Source organism: Mesorhizobium sp. M0500, from assembly GCF_040321165.1.
Taxonomy (GTDB): Bacteria; Pseudomonadota; Alphaproteobacteria; order Rhizobiales; family Rhizobiaceae; genus Mesorhizobium.
This window is the reverse complement of sequence record NZ_JAMYRB010000017.1, coordinates 23,272-48,762: the sequence shown is the minus strand read 5'-3', so window position 1 is coordinate 48,762 and position 25,491 is coordinate 23,272. Positions and strand designations below refer to the sequence as shown.

Sequence of the window (25,491 nt, the reverse complement as noted above, 5' to 3'; positions counted from 1 at the left end):
CTTGAAATTTTTCGTTTTGCTGCCCCTAAGTCTCGGCTATGAATCGGACTGGCCAAGTGGCCTGCCCACGTTGCAATTGTTACAAAGGAATACACATATGGCGACCGGAACAGTGAAGTGGTTCAACAGCACCAAGGGGTTTGGATTTATCCAGCCCGACGATGGCGGTCAGGATGTTTTCGTCCACATTTCCGCTGTCGAACGCGCGGGCCTCTCGACCCTCGCTGACGGCCAGAAGATCAAGTATGAGATTGAACAGGACCGCCGCACTGGCAAATCCTCCGCTGGCAGTCTCAGCAAAGTTGGCTGAATTTACTCTTGCGTCCTGGCAAGAGTGGGCGCGGTACGTCACGAGGGGACTCACGGCCGCTCGACAAGAGCGAGCAAGAACGTGGCTCAACTGCAAGGCCGGGGCAGCAGATCGCTGCAAGGCGTGGCGAATTGAATTCCTCATGAAACAAGGCTGTTTGAAAGGAAGGCGGGGTTGGCCCCGCCTTTTTATATGACGCGCAGATTAAGCCGATGGCTGCAACGCTCCAGAACGAATCTCGATTGCCGAAATCAAGCCGCGACCTTCTTGCGGGTCCGCTTCGTCGGCGCCGGCTCCGGCGCTTCCGGCGCTTTCGGTTTGCGGCCGAGCCCCATCGTCTTGGCCAATGACGAGCGCGCCGCAGCGTAATTCGGCGCGACCATGGGATAATCTGCCGGCAGGCCCCATTTGGCCCGATATTCATCCGGCGTCAGCCCATAGTGGGTCGACAGATGGCGCTTTAGCGATTTGAATTTCTTCCCGTCTTCAAGGGAGATGATGTAGTCCGGTGTCACCGACTTCCTGATCGGGACTGCAGGCGTAAGGGCAACCGGCTCTTTTGCAGAGACACCTTCCGCCGTCCCTTTCAGAGCCGCGTGCACTTGGCCGATGAGGGCAGGGAGATCCCCCACCGGGATCGGATTGTTGGAGACATAGGCTGAGACGACATCGGCCGTGAGCTCGATGAGGGTGTCGATGTTTTTTTCGGCTTCTTCTGTCATGAAACTCTCCAGGCGGCGTGAAACACAGTCGGCGAAGCGTCGCTTCATAGTGGCGGTCGCCGCTGAAAGCAACCAAGGTCTCGACAGGATTATTGCGATGCTCGTCCAGCAGCGAGATCTATAGCGCGGTATCGCGCCGTCATGACCGTTGATGCGTTCCGTTGTTGGCGACCTGCCGCGGTGCTTGCGCATTTTCAGGCGCGTCTCGGCCGTAAGCTTTGCGCCAGACGACCAGTAATCTCGAAACGAAGCGGGCTGTTTCTGTTCGCCATCCTCTCTTTGGCTGTGAAGTCGGTGGCAGAGCAGTGGCCGCTTCCTGGTGGCGCGTGGAGGAACTATCAAGCGTTGATTCGCAATGGTCGAAACGATGTAGATTCATCCGGTGAGCCGCTCTCGCAGCAGGATGTTAGGGATTGGACCGCTGGTAAACCGAGGACATCACGCCGCTGCTTTGCTATTGAACCGCTATCGCTGTGACAACACATTCCGCAATGGTGGGCGGGTCTAGAGGAGGCGCCTGTTCACGCAAACTAGCGGTTCAGCAGGTCGGGAGGAACGAATGAGCTCAGGAACTTTCAGCAGCCCACTTTCGTAAGGCGTGCAGCGCACATCGTGCAAGAGATTGCCCGTCCTGCGGATGCTATCGATTTTCTCAACGAATGGCCAGAAGATCGCAGAGACCGGATCCACGAAGCCGCCCTCAGGGCGTGCTTTGATGCATACAACGGACGAAAACCTGCGAGCGCAGCGCGCAAGAGTTTTTTCCGCTTTGCGAAACAGGTCGTCATATTGGAAGATGCAACCTCCGCGATGCAATGGCTCGCTGCCTGCATGTCGGACAGTGGAAAAGCGCAAGTATAGGCGTCGCAGTCGTGTGTGAGGCTGGAGCGGGTACGCCGACGAGGTTATTGTATCCAGATTTCGCCGGCATCTAGAGCGTGGTATAAACAAACAATATTTTGCGCGCTATGGCGATGTTAATCATCTTGTTGTATTTGTAAATCAGCTTCTCGCGACAGGACTGCAACGCTTCCGGTGTGAAAATCACTGGGTGGGACTTGGTCCTCTCAAATTCATGACGGTAAATTGCCCTGTTATTATCGCAAAGCAGTTGTCCCATTGAAGCTGATAAACGAGGCCAAAATTGTGCTCCGTCGTCTGCCAATATTCGCTCGATGGAGGCTATAGGCGTCACAAGCCAATCAAAACAGCTACTCGGGCGCCCTTTGAAATTTCGTTTAATTTCGCTCACCCGAAACGGTCCTCTACAGTCGAAATAAGATTGTCCCGCAAAGGTGCTACAAGACACTATCGCGGATCGATTTGGGCCCACGTCGATCTGGCGAAGGCAGGCGGAAGTCGAGCAGGACCTGCAGCGGAACAGATCACCGGCCCCGAACCGAAATCTGACACGGCGGCGGACCCGATTTCTTCTTGGTAGAAGGCGCAGAGAACCGGAGCACGGCTCCGGCGCCGAAGGTTGCCGAGCAGGGATCCTCCTCCTCCTCCCTGAAGTCCAATCGAGAAGAGCGATCACTTCCAAGAGGGTCCCAGCTCTGCCGCGAAAACAGGTGTCAGACCACCCGGTCCTCTCCCGCAACTGATCTAGCGCAGGGCGTTCATGAGCCGCATATCCCAGAGTGGCTGCGTGCACGACGCAGCGAGATCATTTATGAAAATCCTATTCAGTACGATGGCTGTCCCCTTGCTGACAGCCACCGCCTTTGCTGCGGATTCGATCCCCGCAGACCTCAGAGAAACGGCAATGGCCACTTTCAAGGCTTTGCCACCCACCACGCCGGCAGTCGCCAACAACCCGATCACCCCGGAAAAGATCGCTCTCGGCAAGGCACTGTTCTTCGATCCACGCGTTTCTGCGTCAGGCGTCTTGTCGTGCAACTCGTGCCACAACCTGGCCACCGGCGGCGACGACAATCACGAAACCTCGATCGGCCATGGTTGGCAGAAGGGACAGCGCAACGCGCCGACTGTACTGAACGCCGTCTTCAACATCGCCCAGTTCTGGGATGGTCGTGCCGCAGACCTGAAGGCTCAGGCGAAGGGACCGGTCCAAGCCGGCATCGAAATGGCCAATACACCGGGCCAAGTCGTCGCCACGCTCAAGTCCATGCCGCAATATGTCGAGTGGTTCGATGCAGCTTTTCCGGCTGAAGCCGATCGGGTCACCTTCGACAACTTCGCCAAGGCAATCGAAGCCTTCGAGGCGACACTGGTCACGCCGGCCCCCTTCGACAGCTTCCTGAATGGTGATGAGCTTGCCATGACTTCCGAACAGAAACAGGGCCTGGCGCTTTTCATGGACAAAGGCTGCTCGTCCTGCCATGCCGGCATCAACGTTGGTGGGGAAGCCTATTACCCATTCGGCCTCGTGGAACAGCCCAGCGCCGAGGTCCTGCCGGAAAAAGACAAAGGCCGATTTGCGGTCACCAATGCAGCCGACGATTCCTATGTTTTCCGCGTGGCGCCGCTGCGCAACGTTGCACTCACCGCGCCATACTTTCATTCGGGCAAGGTTTGGGATCTGAAACAGGCCGTTGCCATCATGGGAACCACCCAGCTTGGCGTGGTACTGGCGGACGAAGAAGTCGACCTGCTTGTTGCCTTCCTCAACTCGCTGACCGGAAAGGCACCCGAGGTCGCCTATCCCATCTTACCCGCCGAAACGGCGACAACACCCCGGCCTATAATGCAGATCTTAGGAAAATAAACGGCCAGCTGACTGCGGAACATCGCAATTGACAATGATTGCGACTTTTACTGGGACGAGACGATCGCGACGTCCATGAGAACGCAAATGGCTCGTTTCCAAAGTGCAGACACTGCTTCCGTCACCAGCTCGTTGCGATGGAATCATGTTTGGGATCTGGCGTGCGACATGCCAAGGAAGGTGTCTGACGCATGAGGCTCGCGCGCTGTCGATACCGCGCGGCGGCCGGCCATGGCGGCCGAATAGCCGCGCGCCGGAGTGACCGGCCCCCCTTAGGGCGATGGGGTAGCCACTCCGTCCTCCATGTCCAGCGATTCTTCGACTGCTTCCGGATTCCGGGCGATGGTCCAAAGGAGAGTATTCGCCGCTACATCCGGTTTCGAGCGACCTTGCTCCCAGTTTCGAAGCGTTGCCAGATCGAGGCCATACCTCACCGAGAATGCCTCCTGAGAGAGCTTCGTGCGATCCCGGACTTCGCGAACACTTATCGGCCGCGGCGCATGAACCTTCGCGATCACGCCTGCGGACGACAGTTCATTCCTCAGTGCCAATAGGTCGTCGACGCAAGGAACCGTCACGAACGCTTTGCCGTGATCGACCATCTCCGTGAGTATCGCGTGGGCCGTCCTGAGCGGCAGCTGTCTCTTAACGAGAATCCGGGCGGCCTCAGGAGTATTCGCGCCGTGAAGACAACTGAGGCTCAGTCGGACGGGAGAGCCTGACGACACCGGAACGACGTCCCGGGTTCGCACCCGTTGTCCGAACCGCTCCATGAATTTCGATGTAGTCGACATTAAGCTTCTCCGCGATCACTCGACCGAGCTTGCGCAATTTGGACCATCCTCACTGGACCTCGGCATCGCCCCCAATATGCAGGTCACGGACGACAAGATTGGTTACTGGCTATCTCCACGTTTCCCAAGAGCTGAAGCACGCCATCGGGCGTGATCACGTCAAAGAGGAGGCATGGGTCCTCCGAAATATCCGCGTACAGGATGAGTTCGATGTCATCGGGCTGCACACCAGATCGCTACGCAAGTTGCTTATAGAAGCTAAGTCGGGTGCTGGCGAGGGTCAAGGCCTAACCGATCTCCGAATTGGCGGGACGCTGGCACCACCCGAATCCTGCCACCTCGGCCGTAGTCTGCGCTAATCGACTGGGGAAGCGGACAGACGCGCAGCACAATATATTATCGCCACCAGAGCGAACGCGACAAGCAATGTACTTTAAGAAACGACGCGTGTACGAAGCGGCGGGGCCTGTATTTTCCGAAGGAGCCGATATCAAAGCGAATTAAATATAAATAAAATCAATGGCTTTTGAATGACTCCGGACCACCTGACTACCCACGCTCCGTACCACCTGAATCCAGTCCATGGCCTCGCATTCTGATAGGGATCGACGCGGTTGTCCGTTAGAGCGTTAACGTCGCAGCCCTTGTCGAATAGCGTTGCCTCGGCGCGACTAACAAGGTGAGGCCGTCCCGCATCCCTGTGTATTCACTGTCCCGCCACGACTTGCCCCGGGATGCCAAGCTCTTGCGCGGTTGGCCGCTTTTTTGCTGTTCGTTGGTGCGGTAGTTGCGTTGATGCCAGCGACGTTGAAGACTTCTTTGCACCGGGGGCATCCTGTCGCCAACCCTGCAATATCATGCAGTTCTTGATGAATTGCTGTTCAGCAATGGCATTATCTAGGGCATTGCCTAAAGCTGCGCCAGCAACATAGCTCGGCGACCCCATTGCGATAAATCCTTGATCGACGCTTGGTGCGAGCATATTGCACTTGGCTTGCGCATATTCCAACGGCGGTCCCGGCATGTATTGCGTGTAGGTGGCCGTTTGACAACCGGCGACGGCGCATACTGACCCAACGGCCAATAGATTAATAGTTCTCATATTCAACACCCCAAGTCTTACTGCCCATTGCAGAAGCCGGGATATGAAATTGGCCTTACCGAGAGTTTAAGATCAGAAAGGTCAGCCGAGATTGCTAAAAAGGTGCTTAAAAAAGCTATACTAAACGCTGGCAGTGCTCGTCTATCGGACCGGGCAATACGCAGCCGGAAAACAGAGTGTAACCACCTCTCAGAATGAGCGCAGAAAGATACAAGTAGTTACCCTCGCAGAATCCGCTGTATAGATCGGGCTTAGGTCTCAGCGTTTCTAACTTGAGCCGCGCGTATATTGACAATGCTAATTATTCGTGAGAGAAGGAGGCGCTTGTTGATGACCCTTCTTGGTGCCGTCATTTCGTGGGAGCTGGCGGTACCAATCTCTAAGGCTCGATTGGCGTTAATTTTTTCTTGAAGTCGAGCGTGCTGTGTAATTGTTGGAAGGCTTCCTCTATTCGCGCAATTTGCTCTGTACTGATACCCCGATCAGCCTTCCCGATTTGACGAGCCGCTCCTTTGAGCACGTCCACGGTTGTTTTGACCACTTCCTCAATCTCGGCATCGTCATGGAAAAACACTGCACTTCCTCCTATGGTTCCCGGTAGGCATATCGGAGTTCGCGCCGATGTCGAAACACATAATTGCGCCGGATTCAAACTGGTCATTTAGCCGCCTTGATGCACGGCGATGAGGTTTTGGCGGCCTGAAGCGGCGATGTGGCCGCTGTTGGGCGCTTTTCCGCGAACCTCGTCAGGCGCCGGCGGTGATCCGTCGTGATGGCAGGTGGGGTTTGCAGGTTGCGGTCGGCGGGTTCGTTTCGGGGCGTCTGCGCCCAATGATTATGTCGCGAGCCGCGGAATACGATCGAGGACGATGCGCAGGATGCGTTGGTCGGGGCAGGATGTCGGCAGGTGCAGGCGGATTTGCGTCTTCATCTCGACCACCCGCGCAGCGATCTTGATGAGGCGCAAACGCAGCGTGTCGAATTGCGCGACGGCAAAGCTGGAGCGTTTCGGCTCGCAGCGCGCAGGCCCCACATGAGCCAGTAGGCGCCGGCATGCAGGAACAGCCGGAACTGGTTGGCCGTCGCTCTTGTGCAGGACGTTCGGTCGGCGGCGAGATGGGTCTTCCAGGACTTGATGTGGTTCTCGGCCGCTCCGCGCCGGCAGTAGACATCCTCGTAGAGCGCCTTGGCCCTTCCACCGGCGAGGTTGGTGACGATGAAGCGGGTGTCAGCACCTTGGGCACCGACCTCGACCCGCGCTATGATGCGCTCGACGCGGCTCCAGCTGGCGGCCCCATCCAGGAACTCCTTGAACCTGCGGACCTTGTTCGTCTTCGGTGACGCTTCAAAGCGCGCCGTCGTGCGGGCTTCCAGGTCCGCGACATGCTTGCGCAGGGTCGTGGTGGGCGGAACGCCGAGGATGAAGTCGACATCGTTGGCGCGGCACCAGTCGATGATCTGCGGGCTGCAATAGTGACCGTCGGCCCGGATCAGGATCCGGATGTTCGGCCAGTTGCTCCGGATCGCCCGCACCAGGCGGCGCAGGTGAGCGCGGATCTCAGCCCCACTTGGCCGCTTGGCCGGTCGCAGGACAGCAGCCATGAACCGGCCGTCGCCATCGAACACAACGATCGGCTGGAAGCCGTACTCGTCGTGATGGGCATTGAAGAGGCGGAGCTGCTGGTTGCCGTGCACGGCGTCAAACGTGTCGTCGATGTCGAGCACGATCCGCTTCGGAATCTGCCGGAAGGAGGCGCAGTAGAGGTCGACCATCGTCTGGCCCATGGCGAGCAGCGAGCGCACATCGGGTAGGTTCTCCAGCCGACACATCGTCGATTGCGACGCCAGATCCCGACCCGAAGGGGGCGCATCCTGGGCCATCTTGAACACCGGGTCGGAACGCAGCCGGTTGGCGTCGTTGCCATCCTCGTAACCGGCGGCGATCATCTTCATGCGGAAGCCGATCATATCTGCAAAGTGGTGGATGACCTGGTCCGGGCTGCGTGGATCATCGATGCAGCGCGCCAGACGGTCGGCCACCCGCAGTCGTTTCTCCACCTCTGCTAGAGCCAGAACGCCAATGTCCGACGACAGCATGCCGCCGTCGAAACGGGCGAACGGACTTGCCGCCGACAGATGACAAGCCGCTCAGCGGCAGCGTAAGATCATTCATGGCGGGTGTGGTCTCCGGAAATGATTCGGATCGGCCTTAGCAACCAAATCCTACGTCATTTCAACGGCTTGAACCACATCCGCCAACCCACCGTGAATTTTTCAGGTTAGCTGACATGAACTCAGATCCTTGGATTGCCGAGAACTCTCCACTGTCGCCCGAGCGATTGCACGCCATTGGCGTCATAACGCTTCGATGGAATCAGTGTGAATTCTGGCTTTTTTTACTGTTTTGCAAGGTCTCCGGCATTGCAGACAAAGAAGCGTGGGCACTCGTTTACGATCTCGGCGATGTCGCCATCTGCACCCGCATCAAAGCGATTTTGGCAAGCCGCTCATTCCACACGGACGGTACTGCACTGATCCTCAATGCGTTAGATGCATATGACATCAACCGGCAAAATCGAAACACGGTTGCTCATGCTTGGATGGTTGGCAAATTTGACGGAGAATACATCCTAGCGCGCAGGAGCAAGAAAGCTGACGCAATCGATCCATTGGCCTTCAAGAGCGATTTGACCACTCTCAGACGAGTTGCGCATGAAATATGGCTGCTCGATACCAACCTTTGGCTTCTTTGTTGTGTCATTGAAGACAACACAATTTCTGGACCTCTGACAACCCCAAACAAACTGCTCTTGCCTGACGCTCTGTGGGTGCCTCCCCCTCAGGTTCATGCAAAACAGAAGCGCCTGCCTCAATCATAGCGAGGCGCTTTTCTAAAAAATATTCTACCATTTAGTCGACGTGGAATCTGATTGCGCAGATCGCGGCAGGGGCTGCGCGCTGCTTAAGCAATACCGCCAGTTGAGTTCCCTTGGAAGTCTGAACCCCTTGTGGCTCAAGGAGTCCAGCCTTTCCAAGGAGTCCAGAGCTAGACTGAGTAATCCATGTCGTATTGTCCACATTCATATTCCTGCGCGATTAGGACACGTGGCGAAGGAAATTGCACACTTTCGCTCGAGCGACTTATTTCAAGGGATGTGATCGCGTTTTGCACTTTTACGGCCGACATGCGGCAACCGGTAACTCACCACATGATGAGGAAGCAGGAAGCCTCAGGCCTGCACTTTCTCCCGGAGCGCACGTGCTGCAGCGACCATGTTCATGAGGGCAGGGCGGACCTCCTCCCATTTGCGTGTTTTGAGGCCACAGTCCGGGTTTACCCACAGTTGGGCATCCGACAGTCGCTCGCGGGCAAGCATGACGAGGTCCGAAATCTCGCCGACTTCCGGGACGCGTGGTGAGTGAATGTCATAGACCCCGGGACCGATTTCGTTCGGATATTTGGAGCTCGTGAAGGCGTCCAGCAGTTCCATCTTCGAGCGCGACGTCTCAATCGAAATGACATCCGCATCCATTTCAGCGATCGCGTCGATGATCTCGTTGAACTCCGAATAGCACATGTGGGTATGGATTTGAGTCGCGTCCTTTACACCCGTTGAAGCGATCCGGAAGCATTCGACAGCCCAGTCGAGATAGTCGTTCCAATCAGACTGGCGCAGTGGCAATCCTTCGCGAAACGCGGCCTCATCGATCTGGATCATCCTTGCGCCGGACCATTCGAGATCCGTCACTTCGTCGCGGATGGCAAGCGCGATCTGGCGGCATGCCTCGGAGCGGGGTACGTCGTCGCGAACAAAAGACCAGTTGAGAATGGTCACTGGGCCTGTGAGCATTCCCTTCACAGGGTATTCCGTAAGCGACTGGGCGAATTGCCACCAGCGCAGCGTCATCGGATTGGGCCTCGATACGTCGCCGAAGATGATGGGGGGGCGCACGTAACGCGACCCATAGCTCTGCACCCAGGCATGCTGGGTGAAGGCGAAGCCGGACAGCTGCTCGCCGAAATGCTGTACCATGTCGTTTCGTTCGAACTCACCGTGCACCAGCACGTCCAGCCCGATCTCTTCCTGCCAGCGAATTGCAGCCTCGATCTCCTTCTTCAGGAAGGTCTCGTAGTCGACATAGCTCAGCTGGCCCTTCGCATGAGCGGCCCGCGCCCTGCGTACCTGCGGCGTCTGCGGGAGGGATCCGATGGTCGTCGTCGGGAACGGCGGCAGCCCGAGCGTGCCGGCGTGGACTCTGGAGCGCTTGGCAAAAGCGCTCTCTCGTCGCTTCATGCTGTCGTCAATGCTGGCGATCCGCCCCTCAACAAGTGGGTCATGGATCTTCGTGGATGTCGCGCGAGTGGCGGCAGCCTCGGCAGACGCTTTCAACGCGCCTGCCACCGCATCCCTGCCTTGGGACAGGGCCCGGGCCAGCAAGACCAGCTCGTCGGTCTTCTGGGCCGCGAAGGCGAGCCACGACCTGATGTCCGCCTCGAGTTCCGTCTCCATGCGCAGGTCGATCGGCACATGCAGCATCGAGCAAGAAGGCGCGATCTCGACGCGGTCCAAGGGCCAGCCGGCGACGATCGGTTTGATGCGGTCGAGAATGGCGGGCAGGTTCGCACGCCAGACGTTGCGGCCATCGATCAGGCCAAGCGAGAGCACCAGATCCTTCGGAGCGAGCCGACCCACCATTTCCAGCTGCTCGGGAGCGCGCACGAGATCAATATGCAGCCCGGCCAGGGGCAAAGAAACTGCGGTTTCGAGATTGTCTCCCAGCGGCCCGAAATAGGTAGCCAGCATGATCTTCAACTCGGGCGCGGCTTTTGACAGCTGGCCATAGGCGAATTCGAACGCAGCTCGTTCGTTCGGGTTCAGATCGAGGACAAGCGCTGGCTCATCGATCTGCACCCAGTCGGCTCCCGACAGCTTCAGCCTCTGCAGGAGTTGCTCGTAGACGGGCAGCAGCCGCGGCAGGAGCGCGATGGGATCGAATCCTTCGGCAGGCGATTTCGCCAGCTTGAGGAAGGTGATCGGTCCAAGGATGACTGGGCGTGTGTGAATGCCGAGAGCTTTAGCCTCGAGGAAGTAGTCGACCGGTTTCGTCGACGAGAGGGCGAACGTCTGATCATCGTCGAGTTCCGGCACAATGTAGTGATAGTTGGTGTCAAACCACTTGGTCATTTCCATCGCGGTTACATCAGGCCGATGAGCCGCCTGCTGGTGGCCAACGTGTCCACAATCCTCCGTCTGACCCTGGTTGCCGCGCGCCATTGCGAAGTAGATGTCAAGTGGGACCTCGCCGCCATTCCAGCCGTAACGGGATGGAACGGCGCCGACCATGGCTGCGGTGTCGAGCACATGGTCGTAAAGCGAGAAGTCGTTCGACGGGATTTTCGACACGCCGCGATCGTGCTGCTCCTCCCAGCTAGCGGCACGGAGCGCCTTCGCCGTCGTGAGAAGGTCGGCGGCGGAAGATTTTCCGGACCAGTAGCTTTCAAGCGCGAATTTCAGTTCTCGCCGACGACCGAAGCGCGGCACGCCGAGCGTTGCTACAGGAATTTGCTGAGAGACAGTCATGCCATACCCCGATGGTTGGGGCGTCGGTGACAAGGAAGGCGCTAGCAGGCCGGCACGAACGCCAGGCTGCAGCGGCCACCGAGACACCCCGCCCGTGGACGTAATTCGCCGTGGCAGGTCTCCTGGCTCGCGGGGTCATAGCCTCTACCCGTCTTCCCAAGGCTATTCGCCTCAGTGACATGAGTGGGGTTGGCTTGCCGCTAACAGTTGCGGGGGCAGCGCCGGCATCGCACCGGCTTCCCTCTTAGCTCCGCTGCGGCAGCGCCGTACGGAGAACCACGACACGGGAGACAATCACAGCAGTTCGCTTCTTTGTCAACGCCGCATAAAGAAATGTTTATGTCGTTATATTAAATTTCCGTTGGCATGTCCCCAAAGGTCGCCTCGAAAGCGAAAACTGTGGAAGCCTTGAGCGGCCGGTAAATCAAAGCAATGATGCACAGCGGTCCAGGAGGATAGGAGTTCGTCGGCTGCCGGCGGCAAACATACCGGCAAGTGCCGTGGTGCTGCTTCCCTCATCATGCGAACGCCACCTCGGCGTCGAACTTCGGCTCCGAGGTTCCGACCGCTTCTTTGGTGATCTGCTCGCGACCACATTCGACTCAATGGCGAGGCTGTTGCCCATGTGGAAGGTGTTGGCCGTGATGCCCTCGGTGATACGACACAACGATTTCGAGGGGAGCACCCGAGGCCCGGCGCAGCGGCGTGTTGCGGAGGATCGAGGCCGACGTCTCGAATTGCTTGTTCGCAGCCCACCGGCTCAAGGTAACCCGGCTCAAACCACCGGGCCAGCTCAAGTCCTGTCCAAATGAGGCCTGAGCGGCAAATCGTCGTGCACGCGCACGGTTTGGCGTTCGATCTTGTGATGCGTCTTGGGCGGGCAATCGCCACGGTGCAGCGCTTCCAGGCGCGCAACGATTTCGGCGTCATCCTGGGTCTGCCTGTTGTTGTGGCGAACATACTCGACCCAGGTTGGCACATGATAGCACTCGGTCCATAGTTCGGGCTTTTCCAGGTCACGCAGCAACGCCCATTGTCTGGCGCCATCTCGCAGCCGCGCTTTTCGCCACGATGTCATCACACTGAGAAATTCTGGGACATCTCTCTGATCGATACGATAATCGACCATCACCATGATCGGACCGCTTCGTGGCCGAAGGTCAAGTTGCAGCGTCGGTTCGCTGAACTTGTTGGTCGGATCCAGATTGAGCGTTTCGAAATCCGGCTGACGCAGAACGATCCCCATCAGTCCACCAATCACAAGAACCACGCTGGCGACGAGGAAGGCTCCCGAAACACCTTGGACGTCCGCCAGTTCGCCCCAAAGCCAGCTTCCCGCCGCCATGCCGCCGTATGTGGCCGTCTGATAGAGAGACAGGGCGCGTCCAACCACCCACCGCGGTGCCGAAAGCTGCACTGTGACGTTAAATAGCGAGAATGATTGAATCCAGGCCGCACCGGCTGGCATGAGGAGCAGACAGCTCAGCCAAACGTGCTCGCTCCATGCCAGAAAGAAGCAGCTGATCGCCAATATAAAGAACGCTCCGCGAATGACCCATTCGTTGGAGAGAACTTCTCGGACCCGCCCGATGAGGAGCGCGCCGCAAATCGCTCCCAGGCCGAAGAAGCCAAGCATCACGCCGTAGGTGACCGCGGTCCCTTTGACCTGTTCGCGAGCAACCAACGGCAGGAGAGCCAAAATGACAACGGCGGTGAGGCCGAAAATGAAACTCCGGCACATCACCTTGAGAAGGTTCGGCGACAAGAGCACGTAACGGAAGCCCGCCGCCATCGCACTGCCGAAAGCCTCCCGCGGCAGCGCTTGTCGTGCCCGTACGGCTTTCCACCGCAACAGCGCAGCGATCAGAGCGAAGTAGCAAAAGACGTTGAAGAGGAACGCGAAGGCCGCACCGGCTGTGGCCACGATTATGCCGCCAATCGCCGGCCCGATGCTGCGCATGAGATTGTAGCTCATGCCGTTGAGCGCAACCGCGCTAGGCAGGTGTTCGCGAGGCAGGATATCCCCCATCGAGGCTTGCCAAGAGGGATCGTGCAATGCCCAACCACAGCCGATCAGGAAGGTGAGACCCAGAAGGGCCCAGGGTGTCATTTCCCCCGCATAGGTCAGGAACGCCAGGAAGGCGGATACGCAGACCATCAGCAGTTGCGCAGTCAACATGATCCGGCGACGGTCAAAGTTGTCCGCGAGCGCTCCCGCCGCGAGCGAGAAGATCATGTAGGGGAGGGTGGTCGATGACTGGACGAGCGCCACCATTCCATGGGAGGTGGCGATGCTCGTCATCAGCCAAGCCGCCGCCACACCTTCCACCAGGGTGCCAAGGTTCGAAACGAGTGCAGCCGACCATAGCGAACGGAAGGTCTTGTGCTGAAAAGGAACGAGTGAAGATGTTCTCTTCGCCATTGTGGGAAGCTTCGGGATCGAGCGCGGGGCTTTGGTTCGCCTCACTCAACCATGGCCTCGCCGTACAAGCCAAGCTGCCACAGTGGCGCGCCTGCTAACCCAGAAAACTTGGCGGCCTTACAGGCATGCGCAGGACGCGCGAAGCCGCTCAAATCTCCCCAGATGGGTCAGCCATCGAAGACCGGCATCACTTGCCCGTTGAGCGGCTATACGATAATGCTCCGCGCTAAGCAGGAAGCGCCAAAAATTCGAGCGGCGACTTCATTCTTCTATTCAGGAAGGAACTATGAGGCGGCAGACGCGACCATTCACCGTGGAAGTCAAACAAAAGCGCATTTATCAAAAATCCGCACGTTCCATCTGGGGCAATTTCGACATCGCCGCCGCGATGGCCGAGACAACAAAGGAAGTCGAGCCGTTAAATCGTCAGCTTGTTGACTCTACTGTAGTGGCCCTTGATGCTGAACCTTTGCACAAACCGCGAGTGGAGCATTTCATGGCCAATCCCCTGGAAACCGAGTCAGCAGTAGTTCCTAGCGCACCGGCAGACAAAGCGGAAACGCCAAAACCGAAGACGAGAGCGCGGCGGTCGAGGAAGCCAGAAGCTGAGGCGAGCGCGCCTGCCCGCAAGGAGGGCGCCAAGCCGATATCCGCGACCACTGAAGCACCGCCGTCAGCGCGAACAGGCCGAAAGAGCTACTCCGCGAAGGATCGTGCCCAGAAGCTGGCGCAGATCGAGACCTCGATCGGCGGCGGCGCTACTCTCAAGAGCGCGGTGAAGCAAGCCGGCATCTCGGAACAGACATATTATCTTTGGAAGAAGGCGGCGGCGCCGGCGGCGGACAGTGACGGGCTGAAGGATCTCGTCGCGCTCGAGGAAGAAAACAAGCGGCTAAAGAGCCTGCTTGCCGATCGTCTCCGCAAGGAGAATGCGGAACTGAAGAAAAGGCTCGGGCTGGATTAAGGAGGCTGGGCAGCTGGTTCTTGGCTCGCCACCTACAGCAATCCCACCTGCTCCGCCTCTCGGCGCAGATTCTGCCGTGGCCTTGGGCCGATCTGCTGGATGACCAGCCCGGCTGCCAGCGAGCCGAGGTCGCCGCACTGCTTCAGGCTGCGGCCTTGCGTGTAGCCGTAGAGGAAGCCTGCGGCATAGAGGTCGCCGGCGCCGGTGGTGTCGACCAGCTCGCGGATCCTGGTCGCCTCGATGGTCACGGTCTCGTCGCCGCGCACGATCACCGAGCCCTTTTCCGAGCGGGTGACGGCGGCGATCTTGCAGTCCTTGCGGATCCGCGCCAGCGCCTCGTCGAATGACGCGGTCTGGTAGAGCGACTTGATCTCGTGGCTGTTGGCAAAGACGATGTCGACGGTGCCGGAGCGCATCAGATCGAGGAATTCGTCGCGGTAGCGGTCGACGCAGAACGAATCCGACAATGTCATCGACACTTCGCGCCCGGCGGCGTGGGCGAGCTTAGCCGTCTGCCTGATCGCCTCCTTGGCGCGCGGCGGGTCCCACAGATAACCCTCGAAATAGGTGACCGCGGCGCCCGAGGCCTTGTCGGCCTCGACGTCCTCCGGCCCGAGCTCGACGCAGGCGCCGATATAGGTGTTCATCGAGCGCTCGCCGTCGGGCGTGACGAAGATCATCGAGCGCCCTGTCGGAGGTTCGCCGTTAAGCGGCCTGGTGTCGAAGGCGACGCCCTGGGCATGGATGTCATGCGCGTAGATTTCGCCGAGCGCGTCGTTGGAGACCTTGCCGAAGAAAGCGGCGCGACCGCCGAAGGAGGCCACGCCCGCCGCCGTGTTGCCGGCGCTGCCGCCCGAGGCTTCAATGGCCGGGCCCATGCGGCTGTAGAGCAGTTCGGCGCGCCTCGTGTCGATCAAATTCATCGCGCCCTTGATGATGCCGTTGGTCTCCAGGAACGCCTCATCGCACTGGGCGATGATGTCGACGATGGCATTTCCGATACAAAGCACGTCATAGTCCGGCATCAATTCATGTCTCCGCCAAAAAACCACCGGCTTTCTGTCACGCCGGGCGCGGGCGGGTCTGGCCAGTGGGAATGGGCTTTGCGCTTGCCAATCCGTTCGGCGCCAGCCCTCACGGGGCGGCAAGTCCTGCCTCGCGACGCAATTCGTCGGCCCTGTCTGTCTTCTCCCAGGTGAAATCAGGCTCTTCACGGCCGAAATGGCCATAGGTCGCGGTCTTGCGGTATATAGGGCGTAAGAGATCAAGCATCTTGATAATGCCCTTCGGTCTGAGATCGAACAACTCAAGAATGAGGCGCTCGATCCTTCTTTCCTCAACCCTCGCTGTTCCGAACGTGTTGACCATGACAGAAACCGGACTGGCCACGCCGATTGCGTAAGCAAGCTGCACCTCGCAGACGTCCGCAAGTCCGCTAGCGACGATATTCTTTGCGACATACCGGGCCGCATAGGCAGCTGAGCGGTCAACCTTGGACGGGTCCTTGCCCGAAAAGGCGCCGCCGCCGTGACGACCCATCCCACCATAGGAATCGACGATGATCTTGCGTCCAGTGAGACCGCAGTCGCCGCGCGGCCCGCCGACTACGAACCTCCCCGTCGGGTTGACCAGAATTCTGATGCCTTCCGTCTCCAGGTGGGTCGGCAGGACAGGCTTTATGATTTCCTCAATGACGCCCTCGCGGACCGTCTCTTGCGAGACCTGCTCGTCATGTTGGGTCGATACGACGATGGTATCCAGGGCGACCGGGCGCAACCCCTCATAGCGCACTGAGACTTGGGATTTCATGTCAGGACGCAACCAGCCAAGCTGTCGTGCTTTCCGGACATCTGCCTGTTGTTTCGTCAAGCGATGAGCGAGCTGGATCGGCAAAGGCATCAGAGTATCGGTTTCGCGGCATGCGTAGCCGAACATGAGGCCCTGATCTCCCGCTCCCTGTTGGAGGTCCTGCCCTCGTCCCTCGTCAACGCCCTGGCTGATGTCGGGCGACTGCTCGGTGAGTGCATGAACGACGGAGCAACGCCGGCCGTCAAAGCCGACGGCCTCGTTGTCGTATCCAATATCGAGAATCGTATCGCGCGCAACTTGGCTATAATCCACCTGCGCATCGCTGGTAATCTCGCCAGCCAGAACGACCATCCCTGATTTTACCAACGCTTCACAGGCGACGCGCGCCTTGGGATCGGTGCGGAGGATGGCATCGAGGATGGCATCCGAGATGTTGTCGGCCAACTTATCCGGGTGTCCCGCGCCAACCGATTCGGAAGAGAACACGAACTGCCTAGCCATGAAATGCCTCGCTTCGGGTGTTGGAGTTGTATGGGGCATTTTGCAGCCCACCTTACCTGTCGGTGAGGCCCGGGACCTCGAACGCAGCGCACAAGTCGGCAACGTCTCTTCGCACGCAGGCATGGAGATCTTCGTCTTCTGGCTCGCCGGAGGACGGAGTCCATGAAGCCAGCAATTTGCACGGTTTCCACATCGCGCAAGCCCATTGACGTCACTGCTGGCGCCCCCAGGCGAATTCCGCTTGTGACCTCAGGATGGCGCGGGTCCCCCGGCACCATATTAAAGTTCGTAATGATGCCTGCCTTCGCTAACCGCTCGGCATAGGCATTGCCTGATAGTGGTCGATCGCGAAGATCAAGGATTAGCATGTGATTGTCAGTGCCCCCGGTGACCAGGTCATAACCTCGGTCCAGAAGCGCGTGGGCCAGAGCCTTGGCATTTTTGACAATCTGTTGGCCGTAACTGCGGAAGGACGGGTCTGCGGCTTCCCTCAAAGCGACAGCTAGCGCCGCGATAACATTCATATGGGGGCCGCCTTGCAGTTGAGGTAAGACAGCGCGATCTATTCGTCTGGCGAAATTGCATTTGCCCTTCGAATGATACTGCGCTTGATAACGATCTTCATTCCTTGACAAAATGAAGCCACCGCGGGGACCGCGGATCGACTTGTGAGACGTGCTGCTGACGACGTCGCAATGGGGTACGGGATTCGGATGCTCTCCAGCGACAATCAGGCCACTGATGTGCGCGATGTCGGCCACGAGATAGGAGTTCGCTTCCAGAGCGATTTCTGCCATTGCCGCGTAGTCAAAGACACGCGGATAAGCAGTCGCGCCGACCCAAATGAGCCGCGGCCATTCCCGCTTGGCTGTCTCGTGCAAGCGGTCATAGTCAATTTGCTGCGTCTTGTCGTGCAGCCCATAAGGGACGCGTTGATAGTCAGTCCCGGAAAAGTTGATGGCCCAACCATGAGTCAGATGGCCCACTTCCGGAAGGGGCAAGCCCATGATCTTGTCACCGGGGCTCAAAAGCGCGCGGTAGACAGCCTGATTGGCCGGCGAGCCGGAATAAGGCTGGACGTTGGCGTGTTCGCTGCCAAATAATGTTTTCAAGCGCTCAATGGCGAGGGTTTCAAGCTCATCAACGATCTCGTTTCCCGCGTAGTAGCGCGCAGCGGGGTACCCCTCGGCGTACTTGTTCGTGAAAATCGAACCGGTCGCTTCCAGCACGGCCGAGGAGGCAAAGTTCTCAGATGCGATCAGTTTGAGCGTCGTCCGCTCCTGCCGCTCCTGTCTTAGAAGCAGTTCGTGAACGCGGCAATCAACCGCCGCCAAGCGAGACCGTCCGTAAGTGTCGCGCGGCGCGATGGCGCCGTCGGCGGAGTTGTCCATGGTGGTTTCGCGCTCCAATTGGACTGATCTATTTCACGGTCAAGCATGCGATCCCCTTCAACGGCGCGTCTTGTGTCGCTTCGAGCCATTGAAGGTCTCGTTTGTGATAGCCATCGCCGTGCGGCAGGAGATCAACCAACAACTGAACCAGCCCGCCGTCCTTACCTGCTGCTTTGAGATGGTACGAGCACCACGGGCGTTGTTCGTTGCAGTAAAAAAAGTCGGCTCTGGCCAGCAGCCGGACGTGTCGTACAACGTGCTCACGACGCAGACCCAGAATCTCCGCTAGCTGGCAGACAATTAGGTCCGCGTGCGCGCAAAGGCCTAAAATTCGAAGGCGATCTAAATGCGCCGTCCGTAGGCGACTGACCAGTGTCAGCATTGGTCAGGACCAAGCCACTTGGAAAGCCTGGGCACTCGTCCTACTGAATTTGTCATTTCGCGTTCTCCACAGATGTTGCAACTTTCGAACCAAATAATATGGTTGCTTGTCCACCGACCGGACAATCTCGGTGGCCGTGAAGATACTGTTTTGAGCCGATATGGCTGTGTCGAACAAACAAGATGGACGCTCTTCTTGCCATTGCCTTTAGCCGAAATTGCACGCAGTTCGGCGGGTCGGAGAAGAAGCCACGGTTCGAACCCCACTGACTCAAACGTTGCAATAAGCCTACCATTCACAGCGAACCGGAGTTGCTAAGAGTCTATGAATTTCCTTGAAGGATCTGTTGCAACGTTTGCGCAGCCCGGTCTTGCTCCCGGCTTGCAGCGGTCAATCTCGTGCAGACTGACCGTGATGCAAAGATGACAAGGAAGGTTCGCTTTCAATCCGATCTTCTTCCCGGCCAAGTAGTTCGTAGTCTCATAACTGTGGCCTCTAGACAAAAGCTGGGCTAATCAGCGAGGTATGATGTCGTTAGCGTGGTTGGGCCACCAGCAGGTCGACGCCAAGATCGACACGCGCAATTTCCCGCGCTACGAGAATGTCAGTGCCTGCGCGCTCTTCCTCGGGCGGTCTGGCTGCGCCGTCTAGAATCTGAATGCGTATCGCGCCGACCCGTTCAGCAATGAGCTGTTCGGCTTGCCGCATTGACGGCGAAGCAAGCTCAAGTACGTTTTCGCGCATCTCACGCGCCGCCTCGCCGACTTCCGCAAAACGCTTCTCGGCGAACTGCTCCTTAAAGAGCGCAGCGAGATCATCAAATGTTCGAACTTTGGTGGCTTGGGTTCGAGCAAAAATATCCAGTTGCCAGTCCAGGTTTGCGCAAGGCTGTGCGCTTTGTCGTCTGGCAAGGGCCCAATATCCCCTGGTGAGACGAAAATGGACTGCCGTGCTACGGTTGCTCCATTATAAGAGCGGTCGAAATCGCTGATGTTTGCAATACAAGGAGCCGCATAGAAGACGTTTGACGGATAGCGCGCCTCAAGCCGAAGAAGCAGTTCATGCTGACGCGACACATCCCTGCGCATAATCGCAATCCGAAAAAATGGTATCGACAAACCGGGACAATGTCCGCTCGCAATCTCAAAGGCAGTTCCTCGCTTCATCAGCTCCGGAAGCTTGTACTGGAAAAACAGCGGAACCCCGAAATTGATGCGGATGTCAAAGCCAGAATGCCCCTCCTGTATGAGGTTTGGAAAGACCGGCGCGCCTACAGGTGCGGCTGACGATGACCGGATAAGGTTTTCCGTGAAGGCATACCCAAATGAGAACTCGGTGTAGCCCACCTTCATTCAATTCTGCTTTCGTGCTGAAGTTTATCCGGGGCTCTTTTCCTGCAGCCGAGCTAACCCTATAACAGAAAAAGCTATGTATGCTTGCGATAGTCTGAGCTTATCGATTCCTCGGATAGATATTTCAAAAGCTCACCCACTCTTCTGGCTGCTAGAATGGGAATGGGAAGCTTCTGGTTGATCTGGGTCGAGTTCCGGTTGATTTTGGTAAGCGACAAAACCTCCTGCGCTATCTCAGCGATTCCCGGCGCAGATCGCCGATAAGTTTCGGGCTTCGCGACCAGCGCCAGAGTGCGTAGCGATATCTTCAACCGGGGCGGCGGCTTCTCCCTCGCCGGTGCCGAGCGCGATCATATGCGTTGCGCATTCGGCCAGCGCGCCGTCAAGGCGCCCCGCTTCCGTCGCGCTGCCGTAAAGGTCCAGGAACCACGCCAGCGAATAAGACCAGTCGGCAGGCAAGTCCTGCCGATTGTGATCCCTTGCGACGACGGCCACGACGGCGTTGCGGCCTTCGGGCGTGCGGGGCTCTATCCCAAGGATCGGGTATAATTCGGGTGTCGGCTGCTGAAGGATACGCGCCGGCACGAGCGACAGTGCTTTCTCCAGCGAGGGAGGAAAATCCTCCAGTTCTTCGGCCAGTTCGGCAGCTTCTCTCCTTCGTCCCTCGCGGCGCGCTTCTACATATTCTGCCGCAACCACGGCAACGGTGCGCTGCGCCCGTTCAGCGGTGCCGGTGGCAATCAGCTCGGCCGGAATGTCACCATCCTTGATTGCCCAGTGCGTACGGTGCTGTTCGAACTGTTGAATGCCCAGCCGGTCCGCAGTTCTCAACACCGCTGACCGGTCGAGAAAGGCATGTTCCGGATAGGGCTCGAAGGTGAAGGCCAGTTCGTGTCCGCGCCGAACGATATTGCGTACGCGGCCGTTCCGGACACGCGCGCGCGTGCGGGCCTCCCGCCCCGACTTCGTACATCAACAGCGCCGGGATTTCCTCCAGCCGGCGCAATGTTTCAGGGCGCGCGAGGTCGATAGCCTCGGCCTCGGCGCCGCTATATTCCTTGAACCGGTCAATAGTTGACGTGAACGGCGGTGTTTCCCACCACTCGCCGTGGCCCGAGACAAGCAAGTTAAACATGGCACAGCACCGACCTCACGCCGCCTTCTCCATAGACCACTTCACCCGTTCGGCGAGAAAGGCGGCGAACGTTTTCACATTCATATTGCCGCTCGCCTCCTCCAGCCCTGCGAGGTAGGCCTTCCGGTCATCGACTCTGACGACTGTCCAGGGGTAACCGCCTGAAGCCAGCATCGCGTTCATGAGGAACCGCGCCATTCGTCCGTTGCCGTCCGGATAGGGGTGCACATAGCCCACAAGCCAATGCCCCAGCACGGCACGCACGGAGGCCTCCTTCTCCGACTCCAGCAGGTCGAACAGCTCATTCATACCATCGGCCACCGCTTCGGTACGCGGCGGCACGTGCTGCGAGCCGCGCAGGTACACAGGGTGATTGCGATATCCCGCAAGCGCGCTGGCTTTGAGGATGCCGGCGGTCACTGACGGCGCGAACAGCTCCCGGTACCACTCCCGGTGAGTGTCCCGCGTCAACGCGCCGGCTGGCTTGCCGTTGATGATCGCGGCAACAGAGTCTTTGACCTTCTGGAATGCGAGGTAGTAGCCACGCGCGGCAAGCGCATCCCGGTTCTTGCGGTCCTCTTCATCAATCTCCGGATTCCAGCTCCCCTCGCGCACCCGGTCGATGAGTTCCGGGGTGACGCTGTACCCTTCTATCGACAGCGAATGGTAGGCGTCGCTTTCGTAGATATCCTCGACGAACTTCATATAGGCGTCTTTGTCGGACGGCAGTCCGGGTGCCTTCGGGAATATCTCGATGATGGCTTCGCGCTGCGATTGCCAGATCGCGCGCAGGCGGGCGACCAACGGCGGTACGCCCGCCGCAATGGTTGTCACTCCAATTTGTCCCGCGAACGGATCGGATTCGCGCACGTCATAGCCGGCGGCTTTGAAGGCGGGCACGATTTCATCGGCAAAGGAGTCGCGTCCTACGCGACGGAAGGCCCCCGCAAGCCGTCCCGCCACGGCGGAATGGCCGCCATCAAGCAGCAGGGCCAGAACGGTTGATACGTCGCGCACCGACGCCATGGCGATCTGCATCTCGATAGGGGCGCGCTGGAAGAACGCTTCCGGCACCCGGGTAAGGGCGGCCTCGACAGTGAACACGCGCAGGCCGTTTTTCTCTGTCAGTTCGGCCGGCGTCTCCTTGACCTTGAGGTCATAGAGCGAAGTGCCGAACAGCAGGTCGATTTTGTTATTCGTGCCTTTGGGGGTGTTCACCACCACCTGAGGCGGAATAGTGGGCGCTTCCGCGTGCAGAAGCAGCGACTGCTCCGGTGACAGGAACCAGTCCTTGCCGAACCGGTCATTGCAGTAAAGGGAGCAGAACTCCCAGAAGCTCGCGTACCAGGGGGTGGTGTCTTGCTGCTGTGCCTGCGGGCCGGTCGACATGAGCCAGCCTTTGATAACATCGCGCAGGAACCCGTTCTGCAGCAGCCGCTCACGGTGGACGCGGGTCAGCTCATCTGACTTGAATATGCGCCGCCCACCCTCCTGCAGCTCTTTGAGGACGGCCAGTGATTCAGCGACTTTTTCATGGGGCTTGGCCATGGCCGTGCCTTTGCAAGTTTTTAGAGCTGTGCGATTACAAGTATATAGTGCTGATAGGCGACAAGTCAATGATGCTGTGGAGTTGCAAGTTTTTTAAGTCGTGCGATAACAAGTTTTTTATACGATAATCGGCAAATGCGATCGTTTCCATAGCCGCGCGAAGGATCGTTACCCGGATGGGCCGAGACCCAGCTCCCCCGCAGGCTACGCAGGGGCTCGGGGCGAGCCTAGAGCCTGGCCCTCCGAAGCGCTTCGAAGGAGGACGCGCCTCTTTGAAAAACTCGCCCGTTGTGCATCGTGGGTACCCGTAAACGCGAATTCTCAAAGGAAAGACGCTCCTTACCTCTCCCTCCCGCCACGATCATCACGGCCGCGCCCGCGCTCACTACGCCGCGACGCCCGCGAGATCGCTGCACGCATCTGATCGGCCACCAGACCGGGTTGCAGATGAAGGATGTCCGTGACGCTGTCGTGTGTTTGCACCGTCACCGCAGTGACGGCAAGGCAGCTGCGCACGCCCATGGAGGAGAGCGTCTCGATATCGCGCGCGATTCCGGCACCCCCACTGGAGTCCGATCCGCCGACGACAAGTACATGCGATGCCTGCCTCAGCGCCCTTTCATCCGTTAGAATGAGCGTTCGAAACGCAGCATTCCGCCGACACTGCTCTTCTTGTTGGCGTTGGTCCAATTCATGTTGGAAGCGCCGTCCACCTTGCCGACGGCGAAGTTACCGTATCGGCCATAGTCGAGTTCCGCCGTAACTGTGAAATCTGGAAGAAACGCATACGCGACGTTTGCAGCGACACCATGGTTCTTGAGCTGATTACCGGAGAGCTGAAGGTTGAACGAAGTTGTCTCGTTGAGTTTGTAAGTGGCGCCAGCCCAGAAAGCCCAGTTCCCGCCCCAACTCTTATAGAAGCCGCGACCATGAGCGTCGATGGCGTTCGTGGAGTCGTCGTTGAGCTTGCCGTTGGAACCGTAGCCGAGCATTCCGAACAGCAACAGTTCGTTGGTGACATTGATGTCGACACGGACCTTGGCGGCCACCGATTCGTAGTTGCTATCATAAGCGGCAACGCCGGTGATCGCGCCCCAGCCATGTGTGTATTTCAAGCCGCCGACTACGTGCGGTGCGTAGCTGTCGATTGTGCCGACCACGCCCGAGCCTTCTTCGAGCGAAACCACGGCCGAAAAGCCGTTCCCGGCGTCGAAGTAGTACTGAACCACATTGGTATCGAAAGAGCCGTACGGAACCGGCGTCTGGTTGAGTACGTCACCCGCGCCGCCAATAAACATGTCGAAGGCCGACCAGTCCTTACCAACTCGGAGGCCACCAAGCTGAATCCAGGCGAAAGTCAAGGTGCTGTCTCCGTTGAAGGCATAGGACCGAGAACTGTCCGAAACCGAAGTGTGGCGGTTGCCGAAGTTCATGCGGGTTTCGGTGTAGGTCTTCAACGTGCCGAGTTCGGTCTCCTGGCCGGTCCAAGTTTTCAATGTGAAGCGCGTGTTGTTTTGCCATGTGCCCTGATGCTCACCAGTCCTCACATCCGAGGTTCTTGCGTGATCAAACAATCCGACGTTGTAACGGACAGAGCCGCCGATTCGCAGGCAGGTCTCGGTGCCTGAAATGTAGACGTAGCCCGAGCCGTAGACGTTGCAGATCTTGACGTACTCAGTCGGGTCAGGCTCGGCGGCGGTGGTGACGGCGCGAGCGTTGGAAACGGCAATCAGTGCCGCAGTTGAGCCGAGGAGGAGGCTCCTAATGGTCATTGTCGATCTCCGCTTTAATAATAAAGTGATGGACACGAGTGATTCTGAGAACAACTTGGAAACGCGCGCAGTTGTGCTGGGCCGTCAGCTAAGCCCTGAAGGAAGGACTAGAATGTACTCTGGTCATTGTTGTAAAATATTTGGTTTTAGCTGCCGATAACGTAATTATCGCCGAAATGGAGGTGTGCAAAGTTTTGTACAATCATCACAGTCAACTCAGCTGGTAGAGGTAGGCGTCACAAACGGTCCTGCATTCGACCGCAAATGACGTGCCAGCCTGACGACCAGCTGCGGCTTGAAGCTCAATTGTGCGGGCGGACCTTGGTTCGCACTTCCTTGTTTTTGCCTTGCGGATCCACCCAAGCACGAACGGAAAACGTTTCGGCTACGGTTCGACTGTTCGCTTCGCGACAGTTTCGTTCATGGGGAGAGCATTGTTTGTGGTGAGCCCGACGTTGAGGCATCATGCGGCGGGACCGCTCGGCACGACGCCGTCATTTTGGCGAGCTGATGGTCGACAACTACGCGCTGCAGCCTTGCATCAAAGCCAGTAGGGCGCCTGCCTTGGCATTGCGGCGGACAGGACTGTCGCGCCGAGCAGGTTCTCGTCCTGAAAGCGGCGCGCCACAGCTAATGCATCTTGCCAGCAATTCAAACAACGAGCTCATCGACATGGCAGAGTTCACTAAGGGGGCCGGCACTATCTGGCGAGCAAAATCTGGTCCCAAGCCCGTATGTCTCGCCCATTGCGGCAGCTGCGCTCAGTAGAATCTCCGAGGCGCAGGTGAAGGGAAGGGATGGGATAGTCGAACAAAAGGGGCGCGTGAGGGTTCTGACGGATCACCATCATCAGTCGGTGACCAGGTGCTCAGACCATCGCTGTCCAGCCTAAGACTGAACGGCGCCCATTGCTAAAAAGATCTAGATTCGAGCCCAAACGGAACGGACTGACATAGCGCAAGGACCCAGGGGGGCGC

21 protein-coding genes, 3 pseudogenes and 1 riboswitch are annotated in these 25,491 nt (G+C 58.3%); of the genes and pseudogenes, 8 read left to right on the top strand and 16 right to left on the bottom strand.

All coding sequences use genetic code 11. From position 1 onward, the window contains the following. Positions 1 to 97 precede the first annotated feature (97 nt). Positions 98 to 310, top strand: a complete 213-nt coding sequence (locus NKI70_RS24475; protein ID WP_023721434.1) for a cold-shock protein — start codon at positions 98 to 100, stop codon at positions 308 to 310. Positions 311 to 561: 251 nt separating this feature from the next. Here the strand turns inward: NKI70_RS24475 and NKI70_RS24470 are convergent, their stop codons facing one another. Further along, a complete protein-coding gene (locus tag NKI70_RS24470) occupies positions 562 to 1,032 on the bottom strand; it encodes a Ros/MucR family transcriptional regulator (protein ID WP_352724987.1) in 471 nt (156 codons plus the stop codon). 612 nt (positions 1,033 to 1,644) lie between these two features. Here NKI70_RS24470 and NKI70_RS24465 point away from each other — a divergent pair. Further along, positions 1,645 to 1,893, top strand: coding sequence for a DUF982 domain-containing protein (locus tag NKI70_RS24465; protein ID WP_352542153.1), 249 nt, complete (start codon positions 1,645 to 1,647; stop codon positions 1,891 to 1,893). A gap of 70 nt (positions 1,894 to 1,963) precedes the next feature. On the opposite strand, the gene NKI70_RS24460 is transcribed toward NKI70_RS24465, so the two are convergent. Then, positions 1,964 to 2,284: a hypothetical protein gene (locus NKI70_RS24460; RefSeq protein ID WP_352643307.1), complete on the bottom strand. Its 321-nt coding sequence runs from the start codon at positions 2,282 to 2,284 to the stop codon at positions 1,964 to 1,966. A gap of 420 nt (positions 2,285 to 2,704) precedes the next feature. Between NKI70_RS24460 and NKI70_RS24455 the strand changes: the two genes are divergently transcribed. Continuing rightward, positions 2,705 to 3,760 (top strand): cytochrome-c peroxidase, encoded by a 1,056-nt coding sequence (locus tag NKI70_RS24455; RefSeq protein ID WP_352725032.1) that lies wholly within the window; start codon positions 2,705 to 2,707, stop codon positions 3,758 to 3,760. A gap of 272 nt (positions 3,761 to 4,032) precedes the next feature. Here the strand turns inward: NKI70_RS24455 and NKI70_RS24450 are convergent, their stop codons facing one another. Beyond that, positions 4,033 to 4,362: a helix-turn-helix domain-containing protein gene (locus NKI70_RS24450; RefSeq protein WP_352724986.1), complete on the bottom strand. Its 330-nt coding sequence runs from the start codon at positions 4,360 to 4,362 to the stop codon at positions 4,033 to 4,035. Positions 4,363 to 4,531: 169 nt separating this feature from the next. Here NKI70_RS24450 and NKI70_RS24445 point away from each other — a divergent pair, with 169 nt between their 5' ends. Continuing rightward, the gene (locus NKI70_RS24445; RefSeq protein WP_352724985.1) at positions 4,532 to 4,708 is read left to right on the top strand and encodes a hypothetical protein; all 177 of its coding nucleotides are present in this window, start codon (positions 4,532 to 4,534) and stop codon (positions 4,706 to 4,708) included. Between the two features lie 552 nt (positions 4,709 to 5,260). Here the strand turns inward: NKI70_RS24445 and NKI70_RS24440 are convergent. From NKI70_RS24440 to NKI70_RS24430, 3 genes and pseudogenes are all read right to left on the bottom strand, one after another. Continuing rightward, positions 5,261 to 5,563 carry a hypothetical protein gene (locus NKI70_RS24440; protein WP_352724984.1) on the bottom strand — a complete coding sequence of 101 codons (303 nt, stop codon included), beginning with the start codon at positions 5,561 to 5,563 and terminating at the stop codon, positions 5,261 to 5,263. Positions 5,564 to 6,035: 472 nt separating this feature from the next. Continuing rightward, a complete protein-coding gene (locus tag NKI70_RS24435) occupies positions 6,036 to 6,230 on the bottom strand; it encodes a hypothetical protein (RefSeq protein ID WP_352724983.1) in 195 nt (64 codons plus the stop codon). 261 nt (positions 6,231 to 6,491) lie between these two features. Continuing rightward, a pseudogene (locus NKI70_RS24430) lies at positions 6,492 to 7,829 on the bottom strand (IS1380 family transposase). 115 nt (positions 7,830 to 7,944) lie between these two features. Here NKI70_RS24430 and NKI70_RS24425 point away from each other — a divergent pair. Continuing rightward, positions 7,945 to 8,535, top strand: a complete 591-nt coding sequence (locus NKI70_RS24425) for a hypothetical protein (RefSeq protein ID WP_352724982.1) — start codon at positions 7,945 to 7,947, stop codon at positions 8,533 to 8,535. A 351-nt stretch (positions 8,536 to 8,886) separates the two neighbouring features. On the opposite strand, the gene metE is transcribed toward NKI70_RS24425, so the two are convergent. Then, positions 8,887 to 11,238, bottom strand: a complete 2,352-nt coding sequence (gene metE / locus NKI70_RS24420; protein ID WP_352725031.1) for a 5-methyltetrahydropteroyltriglutamate--homocysteine S-methyltransferase — start codon at positions 11,236 to 11,238, stop codon at positions 8,887 to 8,889. Between the two features lie 95 nt (positions 11,239 to 11,333). Beyond that, positions 11,334 to 11,534: riboswitch (cobalamin riboswitch) on the bottom strand. A 497-nt stretch (positions 11,535 to 12,031) separates the two neighbouring features. After that, the gene (locus NKI70_RS24415; protein WP_352724981.1) at positions 12,032 to 13,660 is read right to left on the bottom strand and encodes an MFS transporter; all 1,629 of its coding nucleotides are present in this window, start codon (positions 13,658 to 13,660) and stop codon (positions 12,032 to 12,034) included. A 286-nt stretch (positions 13,661 to 13,946) separates the two neighbouring features. Here NKI70_RS24415 and NKI70_RS24410 point away from each other — a divergent pair, with 286 nt between their 5' ends. After that, entirely contained in the window at positions 13,947 to 14,624 is a 678-nt protein-coding gene (locus NKI70_RS24410) for a transposase (RefSeq protein ID WP_352724980.1), read from the top strand. A 32-nt stretch (positions 14,625 to 14,656) separates the two neighbouring features. On the opposite strand, the gene NKI70_RS24405 is transcribed toward NKI70_RS24410, so the two are convergent. From NKI70_RS24405 to glyA, 3 genes and pseudogenes are all read right to left on the bottom strand, one after another. Beyond that, on the bottom strand, positions 14,657 to 15,649 hold the full coding sequence (locus NKI70_RS24405) for an adenosine kinase (RefSeq protein ID WP_352724979.1): 993 nt from the start codon (positions 15,647 to 15,649) through the stop codon (positions 14,657 to 14,659). Between the two features lie 109 nt (positions 15,650 to 15,758). Further along, positions 15,759 to 16,934, bottom strand: a complete 1,176-nt coding sequence (metK, locus tag NKI70_RS24400) for a methionine adenosyltransferase (RefSeq protein WP_352542141.1) — start codon at positions 16,932 to 16,934, stop codon at positions 15,759 to 15,761. 52 nt (positions 16,935 to 16,986) lie between these two features. Continuing rightward, positions 16,987 to 18,325: pseudogene (gene glyA, locus NKI70_RS24395) on the bottom strand (serine hydroxymethyltransferase). Here glyA and NKI70_RS24390 point away from each other — a divergent pair. Continuing rightward, complete coding sequence (locus NKI70_RS24390) at positions 18,324 to 18,614, top strand: hypothetical protein (protein ID WP_352724978.1); 291 nt, start codon at positions 18,324 to 18,326, stop codon at positions 18,612 to 18,614. The pseudogene glyA and the gene NKI70_RS24390 overlap by 2 nt on opposite strands. 621 nt (positions 18,615 to 19,235) lie before the next feature. Then, positions 19,236 to 19,358 carry a hypothetical protein gene (locus NKI70_RS24385; RefSeq protein ID WP_352724977.1) on the top strand — a complete coding sequence of 41 codons (123 nt, stop codon included), beginning with the start codon at positions 19,236 to 19,238 and terminating at the stop codon, positions 19,356 to 19,358. On the opposite strand, the gene NKI70_RS24380 is transcribed toward NKI70_RS24385, so the two are convergent. The 5 genes and pseudogenes from NKI70_RS24380 to NKI70_RS24360 form a co-directional block, all read right to left on the bottom strand. Beyond that, positions 19,355 to 20,059 carry a hypothetical protein gene (locus tag NKI70_RS24380; protein ID WP_352724976.1) on the bottom strand — a complete coding sequence of 235 codons (705 nt, stop codon included), beginning with the start codon at positions 20,057 to 20,059 and terminating at the stop codon, positions 19,355 to 19,357. The genes NKI70_RS24385 and NKI70_RS24380 overlap by 4 nt on opposite strands. 234 nt (positions 20,060 to 20,293) lie before the next feature. Continuing rightward, positions 20,294 to 20,890 (bottom strand): hypothetical protein, encoded by a 597-nt coding sequence (locus NKI70_RS24375; protein ID WP_352724975.1) that lies wholly within the window; start codon positions 20,888 to 20,890, stop codon positions 20,294 to 20,296. 319 nt (positions 20,891 to 21,209) lie between these two features. Further along, positions 21,210 to 22,742, bottom strand: a complete 1,533-nt coding sequence (locus tag NKI70_RS24370) for a Fic family protein (protein WP_352724974.1) — start codon at positions 22,740 to 22,742, stop codon at positions 21,210 to 21,212. A 402-nt stretch (positions 22,743 to 23,144) separates the two neighbouring features. Next, positions 23,145 to 23,354, bottom strand: a pseudogene (locus tag NKI70_RS24365) (bifunctional hydroxymethylpyrimidine kinase/phosphomethylpyrimidine kinase); the annotation flags it as partial. A 14-nt stretch (positions 23,355 to 23,368) separates the two neighbouring features. Next, complete coding sequence (locus NKI70_RS24360) at positions 23,369 to 24,514, bottom strand: porin (protein WP_023679692.1); 1,146 nt, start codon at positions 24,512 to 24,514, stop codon at positions 23,369 to 23,371. Positions 24,515 to 25,491 lie beyond the last annotated feature (977 nt).

Coding starts and splice junctions, on each gene's coding strand:
- NKI70_RS24450 (WP_352724986.1), bottom strand. CDS start 4,362: ATGGTCGATCACGGCAAAGCGTTCGTGACGGTTCCTTGCGTCGACGAC.
- NKI70_RS24425 (WP_352724982.1), top strand. CDS start 7,945: ATGAACTCAGATCCTTGGATTGCCGAGAACTCTCCACTGTCGCCCGAG.
- metE (WP_352725031.1), bottom strand. CDS start 11,238: ATGACTGTCTCTCAGCAAATTCCTGTAGCAACGCTCGGCGTGCCGCGC.
- NKI70_RS24390 (WP_352724978.1), top strand. CDS start 18,324: ATGGTGGTTTCGCGCTCCAATTGGACTGATCTATTTCACGGTCAAGCA.
- NKI70_RS24470 (WP_352724987.1), bottom strand. CDS start 1,032: ATGACAGAAGAAGCCGAAAAAAACATCGACACCCTCATCGAGCTCACG.
- NKI70_RS24385 (WP_352724977.1), top strand. CDS start 19,236: ATGTCGTTAGCGTGGTTGGGCCACCAGCAGGTCGACGCCAAGATCGAC.
- NKI70_RS24405 (WP_352724979.1), bottom strand. CDS start 15,649: ATGCCGGACTATGACGTGCTTTGTATCGGAAATGCCATCGTCGACATC.
- metK (WP_352542141.1), bottom strand. CDS start 16,934: ATGGCTAGGCAGTTCGTGTTCTCTTCCGAATCGGTTGGCGCGGGACAC.
- NKI70_RS24370 (WP_352724974.1), bottom strand. CDS start 22,742: ATGGCCAAGCCCCATGAAAAAGTCGCTGAATCACTGGCCGTCCTCAAA.
- NKI70_RS24360 (WP_023679692.1), bottom strand. CDS start 24,514: ATGACCATTAGGAGCCTCCTCCTCGGCTCAACTGCGGCACTGATTGCC.
- NKI70_RS24445 (WP_352724985.1), top strand. CDS start 4,532: ATGAATTTCGATGTAGTCGACATTAAGCTTCTCCGCGATCACTCGACC.
- NKI70_RS24475 (WP_023721434.1), top strand. CDS start 98: ATGGCGACCGGAACAGTGAAGTGGTTCAACAGCACCAAGGGGTTTGGA.
- NKI70_RS24415 (WP_352724981.1), bottom strand. CDS start 13,660: ATGGCGAAGAGAACATCTTCACTCGTTCCTTTTCAGCACAAGACCTTC.
- NKI70_RS24410 (WP_352724980.1), top strand. CDS start 13,947: ATGAGGCGGCAGACGCGACCATTCACCGTGGAAGTCAAACAAAAGCGC.
- NKI70_RS24455 (WP_352725032.1), top strand. CDS start 2,705: ATGAAAATCCTATTCAGTACGATGGCTGTCCCCTTGCTGACAGCCACC.
- NKI70_RS24380 (WP_352724976.1), bottom strand. CDS start 20,059: ATGAAGGTGGGCTACACCGAGTTCTCATTTGGGTATGCCTTCACGGAA.